15 protein-coding genes and 1 tRNA gene are annotated in these 17,443 nt (G+C 72.3%); 11 read left to right on the forward strand and 5 right to left on the reverse strand.

From position 1 onward, the window contains the following. Nucleotides 1-39 precede the first annotated feature (39 nt). Both ACIPJI_RS16360 and ACIPJI_RS16365 read left to right on the forward strand, forming a co-directional pair. Nucleotides 40-1,362, forward strand: coding sequence for an MFS transporter (locus tag ACIPJI_RS16360; protein ID WP_402246866.1), 1,323 nt, complete (start codon nt 40-42; stop codon nt 1,360-1,362). 291 nt (nt 1,363-1,653) lie between these two features. Further along, nucleotides 1,654-3,405: an FG-GAP repeat domain-containing protein gene (locus ACIPJI_RS16365; RefSeq protein ID WP_402247169.1), complete on the forward strand. Its 1,752-nt coding sequence runs from the start codon at nt 1,654-1,656 to the stop codon at nt 3,403-3,405. A gap of 84 nt (nt 3,406-3,489) precedes the next feature. Here ACIPJI_RS16365 and ACIPJI_RS16370 read toward each other — a convergent pair whose 3' ends face one another. Together ACIPJI_RS16370 and ACIPJI_RS16375 are read right to left on the reverse strand one after the other, a co-directional pair. Then, entirely contained in the window at nt 3,490-4,905 is a 1,416-nt protein-coding gene (locus tag ACIPJI_RS16370) for a zf-HC2 domain-containing protein (RefSeq protein WP_402246868.1), read from the reverse strand. Next, complete coding sequence (locus tag ACIPJI_RS16375) at nt 4,902-5,483, reverse strand: sigma-70 family RNA polymerase sigma factor (protein ID WP_356618665.1); 582 nt, start codon at nt 5,481-5,483, stop codon at nt 4,902-4,904. The genes ACIPJI_RS16370 and ACIPJI_RS16375 overlap by 4 nt, the downstream gene beginning before the upstream one ends. A 287-nt stretch (nt 5,484-5,770) precedes the next feature. Between ACIPJI_RS16375 and ACIPJI_RS16380 the strand changes: the two genes are divergently transcribed. Continuing rightward, a complete protein-coding gene (locus ACIPJI_RS16380; RefSeq protein ID WP_159695137.1) occupies nt 5,771-6,145 on the forward strand; it encodes an STAS domain-containing protein in 375 nt (124 codons plus the stop codon). 193 nt (nt 6,146-6,338) lie between these two features. Further along, nucleotides 6,339-6,854, forward strand: coding sequence for an EF-hand domain-containing protein (locus tag ACIPJI_RS16385; protein ID WP_307706986.1), 516 nt, complete (start codon nt 6,339-6,341; stop codon nt 6,852-6,854). Between the two features lie 220 nt (nt 6,855-7,074). Here the strand turns inward: ACIPJI_RS16385 and ACIPJI_RS16390 are convergent, their stop codons facing one another. Further along, the gene (locus tag ACIPJI_RS16390) at nt 7,075-8,571 is read right to left on the reverse strand and encodes a class I adenylate-forming enzyme family protein (protein ID WP_402246870.1); all 1,497 of its coding nucleotides are present in this window, start codon (nt 8,569-8,571) and stop codon (nt 7,075-7,077) included. A gap of 131 nt (nt 8,572-8,702) precedes the next feature. Between ACIPJI_RS16390 and ACIPJI_RS16395 the strand changes: the two genes are divergently transcribed. The 4 genes from ACIPJI_RS16395 (at nt 8,703) to ACIPJI_RS16410 (ending at nt 12,860) form a co-directional block, all read left to right on the forward strand. Continuing rightward, nucleotides 8,703-9,899: an amidohydrolase family protein gene (locus ACIPJI_RS16395; protein ID WP_356618661.1), complete on the forward strand. Its 1,197-nt coding sequence runs from the start codon at nt 8,703-8,705 to the stop codon at nt 9,897-9,899. Beyond that, on the forward strand, nt 9,899-11,032 hold the full coding sequence (locus tag ACIPJI_RS16400; protein ID WP_402246872.1) for an acyl-CoA dehydrogenase family protein: 1,134 nt from the start codon (nt 9,899-9,901) through the stop codon (nt 11,030-11,032). The genes ACIPJI_RS16395 and ACIPJI_RS16400 overlap by 1 nt, the downstream gene beginning before the upstream one ends. After that, nucleotides 11,032-11,958, forward strand: a complete 927-nt coding sequence (locus ACIPJI_RS16405) for an acyl-CoA dehydrogenase family protein (protein ID WP_402246874.1) — start codon at nt 11,032-11,034, stop codon at nt 11,956-11,958. The genes ACIPJI_RS16400 and ACIPJI_RS16405 overlap by 1 nt, the downstream gene beginning before the upstream one ends. Before the next feature lie 446 nt (nt 11,959-12,404). Continuing rightward, nucleotides 12,405-12,860, forward strand: a complete 456-nt coding sequence (locus ACIPJI_RS16410; protein WP_307706980.1) for an ATP-binding protein — start codon at nt 12,405-12,407, stop codon at nt 12,858-12,860. A gap of 86 nt (nt 12,861-12,946) precedes the next feature. Here ACIPJI_RS16410 and ACIPJI_RS16415 read toward each other — a convergent pair whose 3' ends face one another. Then, nucleotides 12,947-13,873 (reverse strand): cyclase family protein, encoded by a 927-nt coding sequence (locus ACIPJI_RS16415; RefSeq protein ID WP_402246876.1) that lies wholly within the window; start codon nt 13,871-13,873, stop codon nt 12,947-12,949. An 83-nt stretch (nt 13,874-13,956) separates the two neighbouring features. Between ACIPJI_RS16415 and ACIPJI_RS16420 the strand changes: the two genes are divergently transcribed. From ACIPJI_RS16420 to ACIPJI_RS16430, 3 genes are all read left to right on the forward strand, one after another. After that, nucleotides 13,957-14,925 carry an SDR family oxidoreductase gene (locus ACIPJI_RS16420; protein ID WP_402246878.1) on the forward strand — a complete coding sequence of 323 codons (969 nt, stop codon included), beginning with the start codon at nt 13,957-13,959 and terminating at the stop codon, nt 14,923-14,925. Between the two features lie 113 nt (nt 14,926-15,038). Next, nucleotides 15,039-16,088, forward strand: coding sequence for a Zn-dependent alcohol dehydrogenase (locus tag ACIPJI_RS16425; protein ID WP_307706977.1), 1,050 nt, complete (start codon nt 15,039-15,041; stop codon nt 16,086-16,088). 77 nt (nt 16,089-16,165) lie between these two features. After that, nucleotides 16,166-16,285, forward strand: a tRNA-OTHER gene (locus ACIPJI_RS16430). 154 nt (nt 16,286-16,439) lie between these two features. On the opposite strand, the gene ACIPJI_RS16435 is transcribed toward ACIPJI_RS16430, so the two are convergent. Beyond that, nucleotides 16,440-17,426, reverse strand: coding sequence for a helix-turn-helix domain-containing protein (locus ACIPJI_RS16435; protein ID WP_356618651.1), 987 nt, complete (start codon nt 17,424-17,426; stop codon nt 16,440-16,442). Nucleotides 17,427-17,443: the final 17 nt, after the last annotated feature.

Genomic DNA, 17,443 nt, shown 5'->3' on the forward strand with positions numbered 1-17,443 from the left:
CATTGGAGCGGGGCGCGGAGTCCGGGCAGCGTACGGACCATGCCCAACGACAGTCCGTGGCGGTCCCGTGACTTCCGCACCCTTTTCACGGCCACCGCCTTCAGCCAGCTCGGCACCAACATCGGCTACGTCGCCGTCCCGCTGATCGCCGTGTCCGCGCTCGACGCGAGCGCGGGTGAGGTCGGTCTGCTGGCGACGCTGAGCACCGTCGCGTTCCTCCTCATCGGCCTCCCGGCCGGTGCCTGGGTGGACCGGATGCGCCACCGCCGGGTACTGATCACCGCGGACCTGGTGCGGGCCGGGCTGTTCGCCTCCGTGCCGTCCGCCTGGGCGCTGGACGCCCTCACCCTGGAACACCTCTACACGGTCGTCCTGCTGAACGGCTGCGCCACGGTCTTCTTCGACGTCGGCTCGCAGAGCGCCCTGCCCCGACTGGTGGGCCGCGAAAGCCTGGTACGGGCGAACGCCGCCGTGGTGAGCCTCCAGGCCGCGGGCAATGTGGCGGGCCGGGGCGCGGGCGGCGGGATCGTGCAGGTGTTCACCGCTCCGGTGGCCGTGATCGGCGTCGGCGTCCTCTACCTGGCCTCGGCCCTCCGTCTCGCGCTGCCGGCGACGGGCCGCGCCCGCCGGCAGGCGGACGGCGTCGTGCCGGCCGGGGTGGACGACGCTCGTGGCATGTCGCGCGGGGGACTGGCGGCGCAGATCGGGGAGGGCCTGCGGCACGTCCTGCGCAACGCCGAGCTGCGCGCACTCGCCCTCACCGCGTCCCTCACCAACCTCGGTTCGCAGATCGTCAACACACTCCTGCCGGTCCTCTTCACCCGCGAACTCGGCCTGTCCGCCGGGGCGCTCGGCCTCTACTGGGCGGCGGGCGGCGCCGGCATCCTCCTCGGCGCGCGCTGCGCCCGCCCCGTGGCCCGGCGTCTCGGCCACGGCCGTACCCTCGGCGTCGCCGGACTGGTGATGGCGCCGACCGCGCTGCTCGTGCCGCTCATCGACCGCGGTCCCTGGCTGTGGCTCGCCGGCGCCGGATGGGTGCTGGTGACGTTCAAGATCGGCGTCGACAACGTCCTCGGGGTGAGCCTGCGCCAACGCCTGACGCCGGACCCGCTGCTCGGCCGGATGAACGCCACTTTCCGCTTCATGCTCACGGGCGCGATCGCCGTCGGCTCGGCCGTGGCCGGACTGATCGGCGAACTCGCGGGACTGCGCGTCGCGATGTGGGTGGGCGCGGGCTGTCTCACCCTCGCGTTCCTGCCCGTCTTCCTCTCCCCGGTGCGCCGTCGGCGCGAACTTCCGCAGCCGTGGGCCCCTGCCCACCCGGCCGGCAGTCCGGCGAAGGAGCGGACCACCGGCGCCTAGGGCCTTCCGTCCGACCCCGGACTGACCCAGGGCCGCGGGGCGCCGGCCCGGAAGTGGGGCGTCCGTCCCAGGGTGCCGCCGCCCACCAGGGGTTTCCTGCCGCACGCGAGCGCTGCGAAGACGCCGGAAAAGGATCGCCGGGCCGTACATCCCTCGCCCCGCCCTGCACGTCTGTACCGGTGCCATCTTCCTTGCACCGCTGTCTCCACATCCCCCATGGGTGCGCGCCCGCGCGCAGCGCCGCGGAGCGGCCGTGCGAGTGACACCCTCAAAGGGGGGACCTTGACTTCCATGGACTCCGGCCGCGCCGCGGCCGGTCCGCGCAGAAGCACCCGCGCCCGCACCCGCGTCGCCGCCTGCACCGCGCTCGCCCTCGCCGCCGGCATGCTGCTGGCGGCCCCGGCCGCACAGGCCGACGAGGCGCCGATGCCCGACCGCACGGCCGTCCGGCCCAAGGCCGCCGCCCCGCTGCCGACCCTCGAGCTGCCGCGACCCGCGAGCCGCGGCGCGTTCGGCGCCGAGGCCGGCGCGCTGCCGGCCGAGCCGCGCAGCGACGTGGACGGCGACGGGCGGTCCGACATGATCCTTCAGGACCAGAACGGGGTCGTGAACGTCTCGACCGGCGCCGAGAGCCACGAACTGGTTCTCCAGGACGGCCAGGGCTCCTATTACCAGGTCTACAAGGACGTCTTCTCCGCAGCAGGCCTGCGCGAGGACGGCCCCGTCCACTTCACGCTGTCGTCGGCAGGCCGCCTCTCGGCCTACGCCAACGACCCGCATTCCCCGATCCGTTACTGGTCGGGCGGCGGCTGGCAGATCTACAACAAGGTCTTCGCGCCCGGTGACCTGACAGGCGACGGCATCGGCGATGTACTCGCACGCACCTTTGCGGGAGACCTGTATCTCTACCCGGGCACTGCCAGCGGCACCAGCCCGCTCGCGTCGCGGGTCAAGGTGGGCTCAGGCTGGTCCCAGTACGACCAGCTGACCGGCCTGAACGACGTCAACAGCGACGGCATCGCCGACCTGTTCACCAGGAACACGGCGGGCGAGCTGTACTTCTACCGTGGTACCGGCGAAGCCACCCGGCCCTTCGAGGGGCGGGTCAAGGTCGGCACCGGATGGAACATCTTCAACACGCTGTTCAGCCTCGACGACCTCGACGGGGACGGCAACGCCGAACTGCTCGCGCGTGCCGTCAACGGTGACCTCTACCGCTACACCTCCACCGGTACCGGCGCGTTCCTGCCCCGCGTGAAGTTCGGCTCCGGGATGAACGCCGTCAACCAGTTCGCGAACGCCGGTAACGTGTCGAACTGGGGCAAGGAGGATCTGGCCGCCATCGACACGCAGGGCACCCTCTGGTGGTATCTCGACCGGAACAACGGCAGGTTCTCCGCCCGCCAGCAGCTCAGCAGCGTCGGCGGCTGGAAGGGAGCCGAGATCACCGTGACGTCGTCCCTGGACGATGACAGCTACCCGGAGATCCTCCAGGTGTGGGACGGCGGGCTCTACAACTACGGTGTCTCCGACGGCCCGTACTACCTCGGCAGCGGCTGGGGCGTCTACAACACCCTCGTCGGCCTCGGCGACCTCTCGGGTGACGGCAAGGGCGACCTGATCGCCCGCGACGGCTCCGGCGTCCTCTACCTGTACCGGGGCAACGGCAACGGCACCGGCTTCGCCGCCAAGCAGCGGATCGGCTCCGGCTGGGGCCAGTTCAACGCCCTGCTCGGCGCCGGCGACATCTCCGGCGACGGCCGCGCGGACCTGGTCGCGCGCGCCAAGGACGGCAAGCTGTACCTGTACGAGGGCACGGGCGCGGCCGCCGCGCCGTTCAGGGCCAAGAAGCTCATCGGCTCCGGCTGGGGCTCCTACACGAAGCTCGCCGCCCCGGGCGACATGACCGGCGACGGCCGCGCCGACATCGTCGCGCGCACCAGTGGCGGCACCCTGTACCGCTACGACTCCGACGGCAAGGGCAACTTCAAGCCCAAGGCGTCGGTCGGCACCGGCTGGAACACCTACTCCGGCCTGTACTGACGCACGTCCCCCGGGGGCACCGGCGTCGGCGCCCCCGGGCCGTCCCGCACCCTGATCCCGCTCCCTGATCCGGCGGCGGCTCTCCTAGATCCGGCTCAAGGCCGCCGCCGCGAACAGCACGTCACGGATGGCCTGCCGGTCTCCGTCCTGGCCCGCTGCGGCATCCTCCGGGGAGACGTGCCCGGCCACCAGCTTGCAGAACTCGACGCCGTCCAGTGCCACTTGGGCGACCGACTTGTCCGGTGAGCCGACCGCCGCCGGGGAGTCGAGGGCGATGTACCAGCTGCCACCGCCGGACCCCTCGACCTCCAGATGGAGCGATCGTCCGGGCGCGCCCGCCGCCACCAGGTGCCGCGGAGGTCCCGCCAGCCCGGCACGCCTGCGCTCCGCGAGGGCGGCGGGCAGCAGCCGGGCCGCGAGGTCGATCATCCGGTTGAGGTGGGCGCCGCTCGGCGGCGCGTACGGGTAGTCCACCGCGTCGGCGATGTCGTCCGCGTGGATCCAGCACTCGAAGGCCCGGTCGAGCAGCGCGTCCCGCAACGGCAGCGCGAAGGACCCGTACGAGACGGACAGTTCCGCGGCGGCGGGTCCGGCGAACGACACGGTGCGGATCAGGTCGTGGCTCTGGTCGCGCCACGGTTCGCGGATCGTGCCGGTGGGCGGCAGGTCCGTGTCGTCCCAGAACGCCTCGGTGCGCGCGGCCGGCAGCAGCGGCGCGTGCGGCCCCAGCGGGTCGTCGAGCCCCATCGCGCCGGCCACTATGCCGTCGACGGTCAGCAGATGCCCGATCACCCCGGCCACTGTCGTGCGGCGGCTCATCCGGCGTTCGCCCTCGAACCACTTGAGCCGCACGGGAGCGTGCCACTCCGAGTCCCCGATGTCCCGGAGCAGCGCGTCGAGCCTCGCGGTCTCCGCGTCGTACGGATCGGCCCAGCTGGGCACGGGGATACGGGCGGGTCTGCGGCCCAGGCAGTTCTCCAGCACCCGGAAGCGCAGCAGCGGGTCGAGGTCCAGGTCACGGTCGGTGTGCAGCAGCCCGACCGCGTCACGCAGCCGGAGGGCCTCCTCCGCGCACGGGGCGCAGTCACCGAGGTGCTCCTCGACGGCGGCGGTCTCCTCCGCGGAGCACGCGGACAGGGCCCAGGCGCCGAGCAGGGACTTCAGCACACCGTGCGAGGGGGCGGCCGAGACTTCGGGAGCGGCAGGGGTGTCCCCGGCCGCCGGGTCGTCGGCGGTGGACGCGCCGTTCACGGCGAGGTTCCCGGGGGCGTCGACCGCGCCGTTCGGCCCGCTGTCCGCCGCGCCGTCCGCCGCGCCGGACCCGGCCGCGGGGTCGGTGGCGTCGGCGGGTTCGCCGCCGGGAGCCGGCCCCGGAGGAACGGGCGGCCCCGGCCGGTACGCGTCCGGACGGAGGTCGTCCGCCGCGGCGCGCGGGGACGGTATGCGCGGCACGCCCCGCACCTCGTCCCCGTCGCCGCCGCTGCCCAGGGGCCCGCTCACAGCGCTCGTCCGTACCCGGGCGGCGACGAACCCTCGAGTGAGCGGGTGTGCGCCGTCGCCAGCAGTTGCAGACCCAGCCTCAGCCGCCGCCGGGCCTCGTCCTCGGTGACGCCGAGGTCGGCGGCGGTCTGGCGGTAGTCCCTGCGCTGGAAGTACGCCAGTTCCAGCGCGGCGCGCAGCGGGGCGGGCATGGACGTCACGATGTAGTCGGCCCTGGCCGCGACGGCGGCCCTGCGCACCTTCTGCTCCAGTTCCTCCGCCGTGCCCCCGCCGCCCTCCGCGAGTGCCGCCGCCTCGCTCTGCCGCAGCCGGTGCACGGCCTGGCTGTTGGTGAGCCGCGCCACCCAGGACCGCATGGAGCCCTGCTTGGGGTCGTAGGCGTCCGGATTTTCCCATATGTACCCGAAGACTTCGCGGGTGACCTGGTCGGCGGCCTCGTCGTCGTCCAGTACGCGATGGGCCTGGCTGTGCACGAGCGCGGCGAACTTGTCGTACAGCTCACCCAGCGCCGCGGCCTCGCCGCGCGCCAGTCGCTGCTGCATCCTGCGGTCCCAGCGCGGTGGTGCGTCCTTCGCCATACCGCCCCCAAGCTCTGCGCTCGCTGCGTGCCTGCTGCCTCTGCCCTCGTGACTGTTGCTCCTTCGAATGTAGTGGGCCGGACGAAATACGCACGTCCCTTTGCGTCAAGTACGCCCCTGGCGTGGACCGGGATGGTAGAGCCGCGTACGGGGAAGAACTGCCTGGGGGACGAGTGGGAACGCACTCCGTGACGAATGTCGCGTTTCAGCGACGGACAGTCGGGCAGCGGCAGTGGAAGGACAGCTTCCGGTCTTCTGTGACCGGCCTGAGGAGGGGTCCAGACGTGGTGATGCTCAAGGTGGCCGAGTCCAGGCAGGGCGCGTGGACCGTGCTGCACGTACGGGGGGAGCTCGATCTCGTGTCCTCGCCGGTCGTGCGCCAGCGGGTCCACGACGCCGTCGCCGCCGGTCACCACGACGTCGTGCTCGACCTCTCCGAGGTGTTCTTCTGTGATTCCAGCGGCGTCGGCGTGCTGATCGCCGCGCGCCGGCTGATGCGTTCGTGCCGGGGCAGGCTGCGGCTGATCCTGCCGGCGCGCGGCGCGGAGGACGGGTCGCACGTCAACCGGGTGCTGGGGGCCCTCGGTGTGCGCCGCCTCTTCGAGGTCTACGCGGACACCGGCTCGGCGACGGACGACGGGGCGCAGCCGCTGACCGCGTGACGCCGGCGGTATCCGCGAGAAAACTCACGCGAACTCGTGTCGGCCGCAAGGCCGTATATGCGCCCCGTGCCCCGTGCGCGCGCCCCTGTACGCCCCGTCGCACTCCCGTCACCTGCGCTTTGCCGAGCTGTTGCCGCCGCGCAATTGCCCGGGTGCGTGCACACCTCCGCCTCCGGGGCTTTACGCTCCCCGCATGGACAGCGCAGAGTACGAGCGGAAGATCGCTTCCCGCTTCGCCGCTTTCGATCAGGACGGCAACGGCTACATCGACCGCGAGGACTTCAGTTCGGCCGCGGCCAAGCTGCTCGCCGAGTTCTCCGTCACGGCCAGGTCCGACAAGGGGCAGGACCTTTACAGCGGTGCGGAGGCGTTCTGGCAGGGCATGGCCGGGATCGCCGACGTGGACGGCGACCAGCGGGTGACCCGCCAGGAGTTCGTGACGAGCGCGGTCAAGAGACTGCGCGACAACCCGAAACGCTTCGGCGAGATCGCCCGCCCGTTCGTGCACGCCGTGTTCAGGGTCGCCGAAGAGGACGGCCGCGGCGTCACCCCCGCGGCCGTGGAGCGCGTGCTCGGCGCGCTCGGCGTCGACGCGGGTGTCGCGGCGGCGGCGGGAGCGGCGCTGGACACGGACGGGGACGGGCGGATCACCGAGGAGGACGTACTGACCGCGTTCGCCGCGTATTACGTCACGCCCGAGCCCGACTGACGGTCCGGGGAGGCTGTGCGGCGGCCACCGCGAGGCGCGCGGCGGTCCGGGGCTCCGCCCCGGACCCGTACCGCATTCCGCGCGGTGGCCTCGATCGCCGGGCAGCACAAGCCCGGCTCGCGTTCGGGGCGCGGGGCTCGGGGCAGGGCCCTGACAGGGCCGGCGAGTTCCGACGCGCGCGACCGGGCCCGGCCCGAACCCGGCCAGGTCCGGTAAGCGGTCATGTGTACCGTTCGCGTAGTTTGTACTTGAGTACCTTCCGCAGCGCCTCGTTGCGGGGGAGGGCGTCCACCACCTCGAGCCGTTCCGGGAGTTTGTGGAGCGCGAGGCCCGTGTCGCGGAGGAAGGCGGTGATGTCCTCCAGTACGGGATCCGCCACGCCCGGCGCCCGCTCCACGACCGCGCACACCCGCTCGCCGCGCTCCTCGTCCGGCAGGCCGACGACAGCCACGTCGCCGACCGCGGGGTGGGCGTGCAGCAGATCCTCGATCTCCTTGGCCGAGATGTTCTCGCCCTTGCGGATGATGACGTCCTTGGCCCGCCCGGTGAGCACGAGGTGGCCGCTGTCGGTGAGCCGGCCGAGGTCGCCGGTGATCAGGAAGCCGTCGGCGTCGAAGGCCGCCGCCGTCGCGGCGGGGTCCAGGTAGCCCTGGCAGACCGCCTCGCCGCGCAGCCTGACCTCGCCGTCGACGATCCGTACCTCCATGCCGGCGGGCGGTCTGCCCTCGGTCCGGACGAGGTCGTCCTCGCTGTCGTCGGGCGAGCCCATGGTGATCATCGGGACCTCGGTCATGCCGTAGCCGTGGGTGAGCACGCAGCCCATCTCCCGGACGACGGCGCGGTGTAGTTCCGGCGGCTTGGGCGCGCCGCCGCCGGCGAGCAGCCGCAGGGTGGGGATCAGCTTCCGGCCGGGCTGCTTGCGCTGTTCGGCGAGGAACATCGCGTAGAAGGCCGTGGAGCCGCCTGCGATGGTGACGCCGTGCCTGCGGTACTCGTCGAGCGCGTCGGGCAGTGCGAACTTCTCGAAGAGCACTGCGGGGAACCCGTACAGCAGCAGCATCACCAGGTAGTCCGGTCCGCCGATGTGCGCGAACGGGAAGGCGATCGAGCCGACCTCGTCCTCGGACAGGCGCAGCGCGTGCGCCAGGCACGAGCCGCCCGCGATCAGCGAACGGTCGGTGTGCAGCACGCCCTTGGGGTCGGAGGTGGTGCCGGAGGTCCAGTAGATCCAGCGCACGTCCGTGCCGGAGGCGGGCGGCGCGGGAAGTACCGACGGATCGCCGTCGGGCAGCGACGCGTACGCCTCGAAGACGCCGCGGGCGCCGGCCCGTCGAGCCATGGCCGTGAAGTCGAAGCCGCGCCATTCACCCGGCACGGCGAAGTGCGCGGCGCGTGACTCGCGGAGCGCGAAGCCGACCTCCCGGTCCCGGTAGAAGGGGATGACGGGCGACTGGACGGCGCCGAGGCGGGCGAGCGCCACGGTCAGCAGCACCGTCTCGATCCGGGTGGGCAACTGCCAGGCGACGACCGTGCCGGGGCGGACACCCATCGCGTACAGCCCCGCGGCGGTCCGTTCCGCGCGGTCACGGAGCTCCCCGAAGGTCAGGACGCGTTCGCCCTGGAGCAGGACAGGGCGGTGCGGGGTGAGGGCGGCCCGGCGTCCGACGAGTTCCCAGAGGGTGCGGGCCGATCCCAGTGCGTGCGCGGTCTCTTCCATGCCCGGACACCTCCGTGGAAGCGGTCTGACGATGCGTCAGATCGTAGGGTCGCGCGCCTTGTCGGTCCAGGGGTGCGGGGCTAGCCTGAGCGACGGAACTGACGCACCGTCAGGAGCGGAGGAAGGTCCCGATGGAACAGGAACTGCCCCGGATCGTCAGCGTCGACGACCATGTCATCGAACCGGCGCACCTCTTCGAGACCTGGCTCCCCGCCAAGTACCGCGAGCGCGGGCCCAAGCCGCTGACCGCCGGGATCGGCGAGCTCGCCTACGTCGGCGGCAAGTACCGGATCACGATGGACCCGGAGGGACCGCCCACCGACTGGTGGATCTACGAGGACCTGAAGTTCCCGTACAAGCGCAACATCGCCGCCGTCGGTTTCGACCGCGACGAGATGACCCTCGAAGGCATCACCCGGGCCGAGATGCGGCCCGGCTGCTGGGATCCCGCCGAGCGCCTCAAGGACATGGACCTCAACCACGTCGAGGCGTCGCTCTGCTTCCCGACCTTTCCCCGCTTCTGCGGCCAGACCTTCGCGGAGGCCCACGACAAGGAGGTCGCGCTCGCCTGCGTCCGCGCCTACAACGACTGGATGGTCGAGGAGTGGTGCGGCGACAGCGGCGGCCGGCTCGTCCCGCTGTGCATCGTCCCGCTGTGGGACATCGGCCTGGCCGTCGCCGAGATCCGCAGGAACGCGGCGCGCGGCGTACGCGCCGTCACCTTCTCCGAGATCCCCACGTACCTCGGACTGCCGTCGATCCACTCGGGCTACTGGGACCCGTTCTTCGCCGTCTGCCAGGACACCGGCACCGTCGTCAACATGCACATCGGCTCGTCGTCCCAGATGCCCGCCGCCTCGCCGGACGCGCCGCCCGCCGTGCAGGCCGCGCTCTCCTTCAACAACGCCATGGCCTCGATGACCGACTTCCTCTTCAGCGGCGTCCTCGTGCGCTTCCCGCGGCTCACGCTCGCCTACAGCGAGGGCCAGATGGGATGGATCCCGTACGCCCTGGAACGCGCCGACGACGTGTGGGAGGAGCACCGGGCCTGGGGCGGTGTGCGGGACCTGGTCCCCGAACCGCCCTCCACGTACTACTACCGGCAGATCTTCTGCTGCTTCTTCCGCGACAAGCACGGCGTCGCCTCCCTCGACACCGTGGGCCGCGACAACGCCACCTTCGAGACCGACTACCCGCATGTCGACTCGACCTTCCCGCACACCAAGCAGGTCGCCCTCGACCATGTGAAGGACCTGGACGACGAGACCGTGTACAAGCTGATGCGCGGCAACGCCATCCGCATGCTCGGCCTGGACCTGGACACGTAGTGGAGCTGGCTTGCACCGCCGCGGAGGAGGAGTTCCGGGACCGGCTGCGCGACTGGCTGGCGGACGCGCTGCCCACGCTGCCTCCGCCGCCGCCGGCCGGTGACTGGCCGGCGCGGCGCGCCTACGACAGCGCCTGGCAGCGGAGGCTGTACGACGCCGGCTACGGGAACGTGCACTGGGACGCCTCCCCGACCCTCCGGCTGATCTTCCTCGAGGAGACGGAGAAGGCGGGAGCGCCCTACGTCGGCGCGAACTTCGTCGGGCTGCTGCACGCCGGGCCGACCATCGCCGCGGAGGGCACCCCCCAGCAGCGGGAACGCTGGCTCGGGCCCATCCTGCGCGGCGAGGCGATCTGGTGCCAGGGCTTCAGCGAACCGGACGCCGGGAGCGACCTCGCCTCCCTGCGCACCAAGGCCGTCCGCGACGGCGACGCCTACGTCGTCACCGGACAGAAGATCTGGACCTCGCACGCCGAGGTGGCCGACTGGTGCGAACTGCTCGTACGCACCGACCCCGGCGCCCCCCGGCACCGCGGCATCACCTGGCTCGCCATGCCGATGGACGCGCCCGGCGTCACCGTACGGCCGCTGCGCACACTGGCCGGGTCCGCCGAGTTCGCAGAGGTGTTCCTCGACGAGGTCCGCGTGCCCGCCGCCAACCGCGTCGGGGAGGAGAACGACGGCTGGCGCGTCACCATGGTCACGCTGTCCTTCGAACGCGGCACCGCCTTCGCCGGCGAGGTCGTCGCCTGCCGCCGCACCCTCGCCGAGGTGGCCGCGCAGGCACGTGCGAACGGCTGCTGGGACGATCCGGTGCTGCGTCGCAGACTGGGCAGGCTGCGCGCCGAGTTCACGGCGCTGTGGCGGCTCGTGCAGTGGAACGTCAGCGAGGCCGCGGCCACCGGCGGTGTGCCCGGAACCGGCGGGTCCGTCTTCAAGCTCCGCTACTCCCACGCCCGTCAGGAGCTGTACGACGCCGCCGCGGAGGTCCTAGGGGTCGGCGCGCTCGACCTGTCGCTGCCCTGGACGCGGGAGCGGCTCTCGTCCCTCTCGTACACGATCGCCGCCGGCACCTCCCAGATCCAGCGGAACATCCTCGCCGAGCGCGTCCTCGGCCTGCCGAAGGGGCGCTGATGGACTTCCGGCTCAGCGACGACCAGCGGGCGCTGCGCCGCGGCGTACGGGACCTGCTCACCGGCCGCTTCGGGCGCGAGGCGCTGCGGGCCGCCGTGGACCGCGAGGGCAGGCTCGACCGGAAGCTCTGGCGCGAACTGGGCGAGGCCGGGTTCTTCGCGCTCCGGCTGCCGGAGGGTGACGGCGGTGCCGGTGCGGGTCTGTCGGAGGCGGTGCTGGTCTTCGAGGAGGCGGGCCGGGCGCTGCTGCCGGGGCCGCTGGTGGCGACGCATCTGGCGGCGGGCCTGGTGCCGGGAGCGGCCGACGGCACGGTGGTCGTCACCTCCGTGTCCGAACTGACCTTTCTCGTACAGCACTTCGATGACGCCGACACCGTCGTCGCGTTCACGTCCGACGGCGTCCCGCACGCTGTGGACGCCTCGGAAGCGGTCGCCGTGCGGTCCCTGGACCCGCTCACGCCCCTGCACCGCCTTCCACGCCCTCGCGCGCCGGAGGCGCCCGGTCCGCTGCTGGGGGCCGCCGTCCTCCTCACGGCCGCGGAGCAGCTCGGCAGCGCCGCCCGCAGCACCGAGGAGGCGGTGCGCCATGCGAAGGGACGCGTGCAGTTCGGGCAGCCGGTCGGCGGCTTCCAGGCCGTGGGGCACCTGTGCGCGGAGATGCTCGTCCGAACGGAGGTCGCGCGGGCGGCCGTCTACGCGGCGGCCGTCTGCGGGGACGCGGCGGAGATCGCCGGCGCCAAACTGCTCGCCGACGAAGCGGCGGTGCGCGGCGCCAAGGACTGCCTCCAGGTGTTCGGCGGCATGGGCTTCACCTGGGAGTCGGACGTGCACCTCCACCTCAAACGCGCCCTGCTGCGGGCCCGGCTGTGGCTGACGACGGCCCAGGCGGAGGAGATCCAGGCGCAGGCTTTGGCCTCGGCGTTCTGAACAGTCACCGTGTGTCGATATCGTGTTGTGTCCTTCGGAGGACTCGTCACTGGGCGGAGTCGGGGTGCCCCTCCGGTACTCTCCGTGGGATGAGAGTCGCTGCGATGACGGGGTCTCACGGTGTCGCCGGTCAGGCGGTCCCGAGCCCGTCGGTGCGCACTGCCCGGGGTGATCTCTCACAGCCCTCGGGCCGCAGGTGGGGGCCCCTGCGGCGGTCGGCAGGCGGTAGGCGGGCCGGGTTGCGAAAGTGTTCTGCGGCCTTGTGTTCGACTGGCCGGGGCGTGGGTCGCACAGTATGCACCATGCGTACTCCTTCACGCTGGAATATGCCCGAAGCGCTTGTTGCGGTGACTGACTGTCAATCATGCTGTGCTGTAAGGGAATCACATTCCGTTATGGCTGTGAGGCGCGAGGCTATGTGTCCGCCGGTTCGGGTGGTGTGAGCGGTGCAGGTGCTTCAGGTGCAGTTGGAGATCGGATCCGACCCTTCGGAGGTGGGACGGGCCCGAAGATGGGCCCGTTCACGCCTCCTCAAGTCCGGTATGGGCGACGACGAGCCGCTGGCGGAGACGTTGATCCTGCTCATCTCGGAGCTCGTGACCAACGCCGTGGTGCACACCGGGTGTCCGGCCGTGCTGCGGATGCTGTTCGGCGCGGGCACCGCGGAGGTCGGGACGGTCAGGGTCGAGGTCGCCGACGTCAGTGCCTGCCCGCCGAGACCGCGGCACGCACGGGGCGAGGACACCGGCGGACGCGGCCTCGAGCTCGTCGACGGCCTCGCGGACCGCTGGGGCTGGCAGCGGGAGGGCGCCGGCAAGTCCATCTGGTGCGAGGTGGACCGCGACCTCCCGGCGGACACCGCACGGCTGGCCGGCCCACCGGTCGCGGCGCGCGGAGCCTGATCCCGCCCGCGGGCGCAGGAGTGCCTTCGCCTGTGAGTTCCGCCGCGCGGCGTCCGATCCGGTCTGTGGTTGCGGGTGCGCGGGCGTCAGAGTACGGCCACCGGTGCGACCGGCGTGCCGGTCCCGCCGACGAACGGCTCCGCCATCGCGGACAGCAGGAACGCGTACTGCCGATCCTGTGCACAGGCTGTGGACAACTCCTCCAGATTCCAGTTCTGGCCCTGCAGCATGCCCATCTCCACGAGATCGAGCGCGTGCACCGCGAGCCACAGGTTCTCGATCTCCGGCGGGAAGATCTCGAAGGTGAGAGTGTCGTTCGCGACGGCGGCGACGTCACGGGCGTGGAACCACTCGGGGGTGCGGACCGACAGGCCGGGCGACGGGAACGCGTAACCGTGCCGGTCCCCCTCCAGGCACAGCCGCATCTGCCCCGTCCGTACGAGGACGATGTCGCCCGCGCCGACGGTGACCCGGCCGTACTCCGCCGCCTCCTCCAGGTCCTCCGGCGTGACGGCGTGGTCGCCGGCCAGCCGGTCCAGCCCCTTCGCCCGTGCCACGTCCAGCAGTACGCCCCGTGAGACGACGGGCGTGGCCTTGTCGATGCCGCTGAAGCGGGCCCGGTCGTGCGGCGTGATCGTGTCGGCCGGGCGGCCGTTGTAGATGCGGCCCGAGTGCGAGGCATGGGTCAGGGCGTCCCAGTGGGTGGCCGACTGGAGCCCCATCGTCACGGTGTCGTCGCTGGTGGCGACGGTTCCGGGCCCGAAGAGCTCCTGGTTGATCTGGACCATCGTGTGCAGCGGGTTCACCCGTCCCGGGATGACGCCGGTCTGCACGCCGTCCTGCCGGAGGGGGAGCGCGAGGGGGATGCGCCGGCCGCTGCGCACCGTGGCGGCGGCGTCCCTGACCACCTCGCCGGTGATCAGGTTCAGGGTGCCGATCTCGTCGTCCTCACCCCAGCGGCCCCAGTTGTTGACGCGTTTCGCGATGTCGTGGAACGCGGCCGGCAGTGACATCTGGCCTCCCGGGGCTTGTGTTCATGCGGCGGACTGGGCCTAGAATCTAACGGTCCGTCAGAAACTGCGGGAAGGGGCCGGTCGTGGGGAACTTCTTGGCAGGCAGGACCGTCGCCGTGACCGGGGCGGGCCGTGGCATCGGGCGGGCCGTGGCGCTCGCCTGCGCGGCCGAGGGGGCGAAGGTCGTCGTCAACGACCACGGCGTCTCGATCGACGGCTCCTCGCCCACGTCGGCCGTCGCCGACGGCGTCGTCAAGGAGATCGAGGCCGCCGGCGGCACGGCCGTCGCCGTGGCCGACGACATCGCGACGATGGCGGGCGGGGCACGGGTCGTGGACGTGGCCCTCGCCGAGTACGGACGGCTCGACGGCGTCGTCTGCGTCGCCGGCATCCTGCGCGAACGGATGCTGTTCAACATGACGGAGGACGAGTGGGACCCGGTCCTCGCCACCCATCTCAAAGGCACCTTCACGGTCTTCCGCGCCGCGTCGGCGGTGATGCGGGCCCAGAGGTCCGGCACCCTGATCGGCTTCACCAGCGGCAGCCACCAGGGCAGCGTGTCGCAGGCCAACTACTCCGCCGCGAAGGGCGGCGTCATCTCGCTGGTCCGCAGTGCGGCGCTCGGGCTCCACAAGTACGGGGTCACCGCCAACGCGGTGGCCCCGGTGGCCCGTACCCGTATGTCGGCGAACGTCCCCATGGAACTCAAGGAGATCGGTGACCCCGAGGACGTCGCCGCCCTCGTCGTCTACCTGCTCTCCGAGCGTGCCCGCGCCGAGCGGATCACCGGGCAGGTCTACACGATCGCCGGCCCCAAGATCGCGGTCTGGGCGCAGCCGAGGGAACTGCGGGCCGCCTACGGGGAAGGGCCCTGGACCCCGGACCGGATAGCCGACTTCCTCCCCGGCACGGTGGGCACCGACCCGATGCCGCTGCTGGAGCGGCTGGAGGCGCCCCGTGAGGACGACACCGGCCCCGCCGATACGGCCCCCACCGACGCCGGCCCCGCCGACGACACCGGTCGGCGCCCCGGTGCCCGGCCCCAGGACTGAGCCGCCGCCGTGGACTTCCTCCTCTCCCGGGCCGGCACGATCAACGGCGGCTCCGCCGAGAGCCGGTGGAACACCGTCGCCGAGCGGGTGCTCGGCCTGTTGAAGGAGCCGCGATGAGGGGCGTCGTGTTCGACGGCGAACAGGCCGAGGTCGTCGCGGACCTGGAGGTACGGGATCCGGGACCAGGAGAGGTCGCCGTCGACATCGCGGCCGCCGGGCTCTGCCACAGCGACCTGTCGGTGATCGACGGAACGATCCCCTTTCCCGTACCGGTGGTGCTCGGCCACGAGGGCGCGGGCGTCGTCGCGGCGGTCGGCCACGGGGTCGGCCATGTGGCTCCCGGTGACCATGTCGCACTGTCCACCCTCGCCAACTGCGGCGCCTGCGCAGACTGCGACCGCGGGCGGCCCACCATGTGCCGCCGGGCGATCGGCCGGCCCGGCCGTCCCTTCTCCCGGGCCGGCACGCCGCTGTTCCAGTTCGCGTCCAACTCCGCCTTCGTGGAGCGCACGGTCGTCAAGGCCGTGCAGGCCGTGAGGATCCCCGCGGACATCCCCCTCACCTCGGCGGCGCTGATCGGCTGCGGCGTCCTGACCGGTGTCGGGGCCGTGCTCAACCGGGCCGACGTGCAGCGCGGTGACACCGTGGTCGTCATCGGCACCGGCGGCATCGGGCTCAACGTCCTTCAGGGCGCCAGGATCGCCGGCGCCTCCGCGATCCTCGCCGTCGACACCAACCCGGCGAAGGAGGCCGTGGCCCGGCAGTTCGGCGCGACGCACTTCCTCGGATCTGCTGACGGCGTGCGCGACATCCTGCCGACCGGCGCGGACCATGTCTTCGAGTGCGTCGGCAGCGCCGCTCTCGTGCGGCGGGCGATCGAACTGCTCGACCGGCGGGGCCAGGCGATCCTGCTCGGGATGCCCGCCCCGACGGCCGAGGCGTCCTTCCTGCCGGCGTCGATGTTCCTGGACAAGTCGGTGCTCGGCTGCCGTTACGGCTCCTCCCGCCCGCAGCACGACATCGCGCTCTACGCCGATCTGTACCGCCGGGGCGGCCTGCTGCTCGACGAACTGGTCACCGCCACCTACCCCGTCGAGGACTTCGCCAAGGCGGCAGAGGACGCGAGGCAGGGCCGGGTGGCGCGCGGTGTGCTGACCTTCTGAGTCCCAAAATCTGTGGCTCCGGCCGGGCCGCCGACCCTAGGCTCACGGGACCGGGGTCGCGCGGCCCCGCAGGTCCCGGAGCCGTGGCAGAGCGGCCCATTGCGATCGGCGTGGGGGAGGCCCTTCCCTCGCCGACTGACGGGGGCAGGGGCGGGCCTGCCCCTCCCTGTCCGCGGGTTCGAATCCCGCCGGCTCCGCGACCGCCCTGTCTCTGACCGTCCGGTCCGTGCGCCCTTCCGCCCGCCCGGTGCGCTCCCGTGCGTCCGACTGTCCGCCCGGTGCGCTCCCCTGCGTCCGTCTGGCCCCCCGGCCCCTGCCCCCGCGTGCCCGTCCGTCCGCCCGGCCTCTGTGTCAGGCGCTGCCCGCGCTCGCGCGGAACGTGCGTCGGTAGACCGTCGGTGGGACGCCGAGTGCCGCCTGGAGGTGCTGGCGCATCGACTGGGCCGTGCCGAAGCCCGCGTCCCGCGCCACCTGGTCCACCGACAGGTCCGTGGACTCCAGCAGATGCCGGGCCCGTTCCACCCGCTGCTGGGTGAGCCACTGCCCCGGGCTGATGCCGACCTCCTCGCGGAAGCGGCGGGTGAAGGTCCGCACGGACATCGACTCCTGGTCGGCCAGGTCCCGTAGCTGCAGCGGCTCGTGCAACCGGCCGAGTGCCCAGGCGCGCGCGGCCGTGGTGGTCGCCAACTGCGGTTCCGGCACGGGCCGGTGGATGTACTGGGCCTGGCCGCCGTCGCGGTGCGGCGGTACGACGGTCCGGCGCGCCACCTCGTTGGCGACGGCGGCGCCGTGGTCGCGGCGCACGATGTGCAGGCAGAGGTCGAGTCCGGCCGCGACCCCCGCCGATGTGAGCACGTCACCGTCGTCGATGAACAGGACGTCCGCGTCGACCTTGACGGACGGGAACATCCGCTGGAAGTGCTCGGCCGCCGACCAGTGCGTGGTGGCGGGGCGGCCGTCGAGATAGCCGGCGGCGGCGAGTACGTACCCGCCGGTGCAGATGGACACCATGCGGGTGCCCGGCCGGATGTGCGCGAGGGCGGCGGCCAGGTCGTCGGGGAGCCGGCCCTCGTCGTAGACGGGCCCCAGCTCGTACGACGCGGGGACGACGACCGTGTCCGCGGTGGCCAGGACCTTCGGCCCGTGCTCGACGTTCACCGCGAAGTCGGCGTCCGTCATGACCGGTCCCGGCCTGATGCCGCACGTGACGATCTCGTACAGCGCGTTGCCGGCGGCGTCCTTGGCGCGGCCGAAGATCCGGTGCGGGATGCCGAGCTCGAAGGGGAGCAGCCCGTGCAGCGCCAGGACCACGACCCGGTGCCTTCTCGCAGCAGTCATGGCCCGATCCTATCGAA

Origin of the sequence: Streptomyces sp. NPDC086835 (assembly GCF_044745705.1) — a bacterium.
GTDB lineage: Bacteria > Actinomycetota > Actinomycetes > Streptomycetales > Streptomycetaceae > Streptomyces.

Bases quoted from the DNA above. Each gene is read 5' to 3' on its own strand.
- ACIPJI_RS16425 (WP_307706977.1), top strand. From the start codon at position 15,039: ATGAGGGGCGTCGTGTTCGACGGCGAACAGGCCGAGGTCGTCGCGGAC.
- ACIPJI_RS16375 (WP_356618665.1), bottom strand. From the start codon at position 5,483: ATGGCGAAGGACGCACCACCGCGCTGGGACCGCAGGATGCAGCAGCGA.
- ACIPJI_RS16405 (WP_402246874.1), top strand. From the start codon at position 11,032: ATGGACTTCCGGCTCAGCGACGACCAGCGGGCGCTGCGCCGCGGCGTA.
- ACIPJI_RS16365 (WP_402247169.1), top strand. From the start codon at position 1,654: ATGGACTCCGGCCGCGCCGCGGCCGGTCCGCGCAGAAGCACCCGCGCC.
- ACIPJI_RS16390 (WP_402246870.1), bottom strand. From the start codon at position 8,571: ATGGAAGAGACCGCGCACGCACTGGGATCGGCCCGCACCCTCTGGGAA.
- ACIPJI_RS16360 (WP_402246866.1), top strand. From the start codon at position 40: ATGCCCAACGACAGTCCGTGGCGGTCCCGTGACTTCCGCACCCTTTTC.
- ACIPJI_RS16415 (WP_402246876.1), bottom strand. From the start codon at position 13,873: ATGTCACTGCCGGCCGCGTTCCACGACATCGCGAAACGCGTCAACAAC.
- ACIPJI_RS16385 (WP_307706986.1), top strand. From the start codon at position 6,339: ATGGACAGCGCAGAGTACGAGCGGAAGATCGCTTCCCGCTTCGCCGCT.
- ACIPJI_RS16435 (WP_356618651.1), bottom strand. From the start codon at position 17,426: ATGACTGCTGCGAGAAGGCACCGGGTCGTGGTCCTGGCGCTGCACGGG.
- ACIPJI_RS16395 (WP_356618661.1), top strand. From the start codon at position 8,703: ATGGAACAGGAACTGCCCCGGATCGTCAGCGTCGACGACCATGTCATC.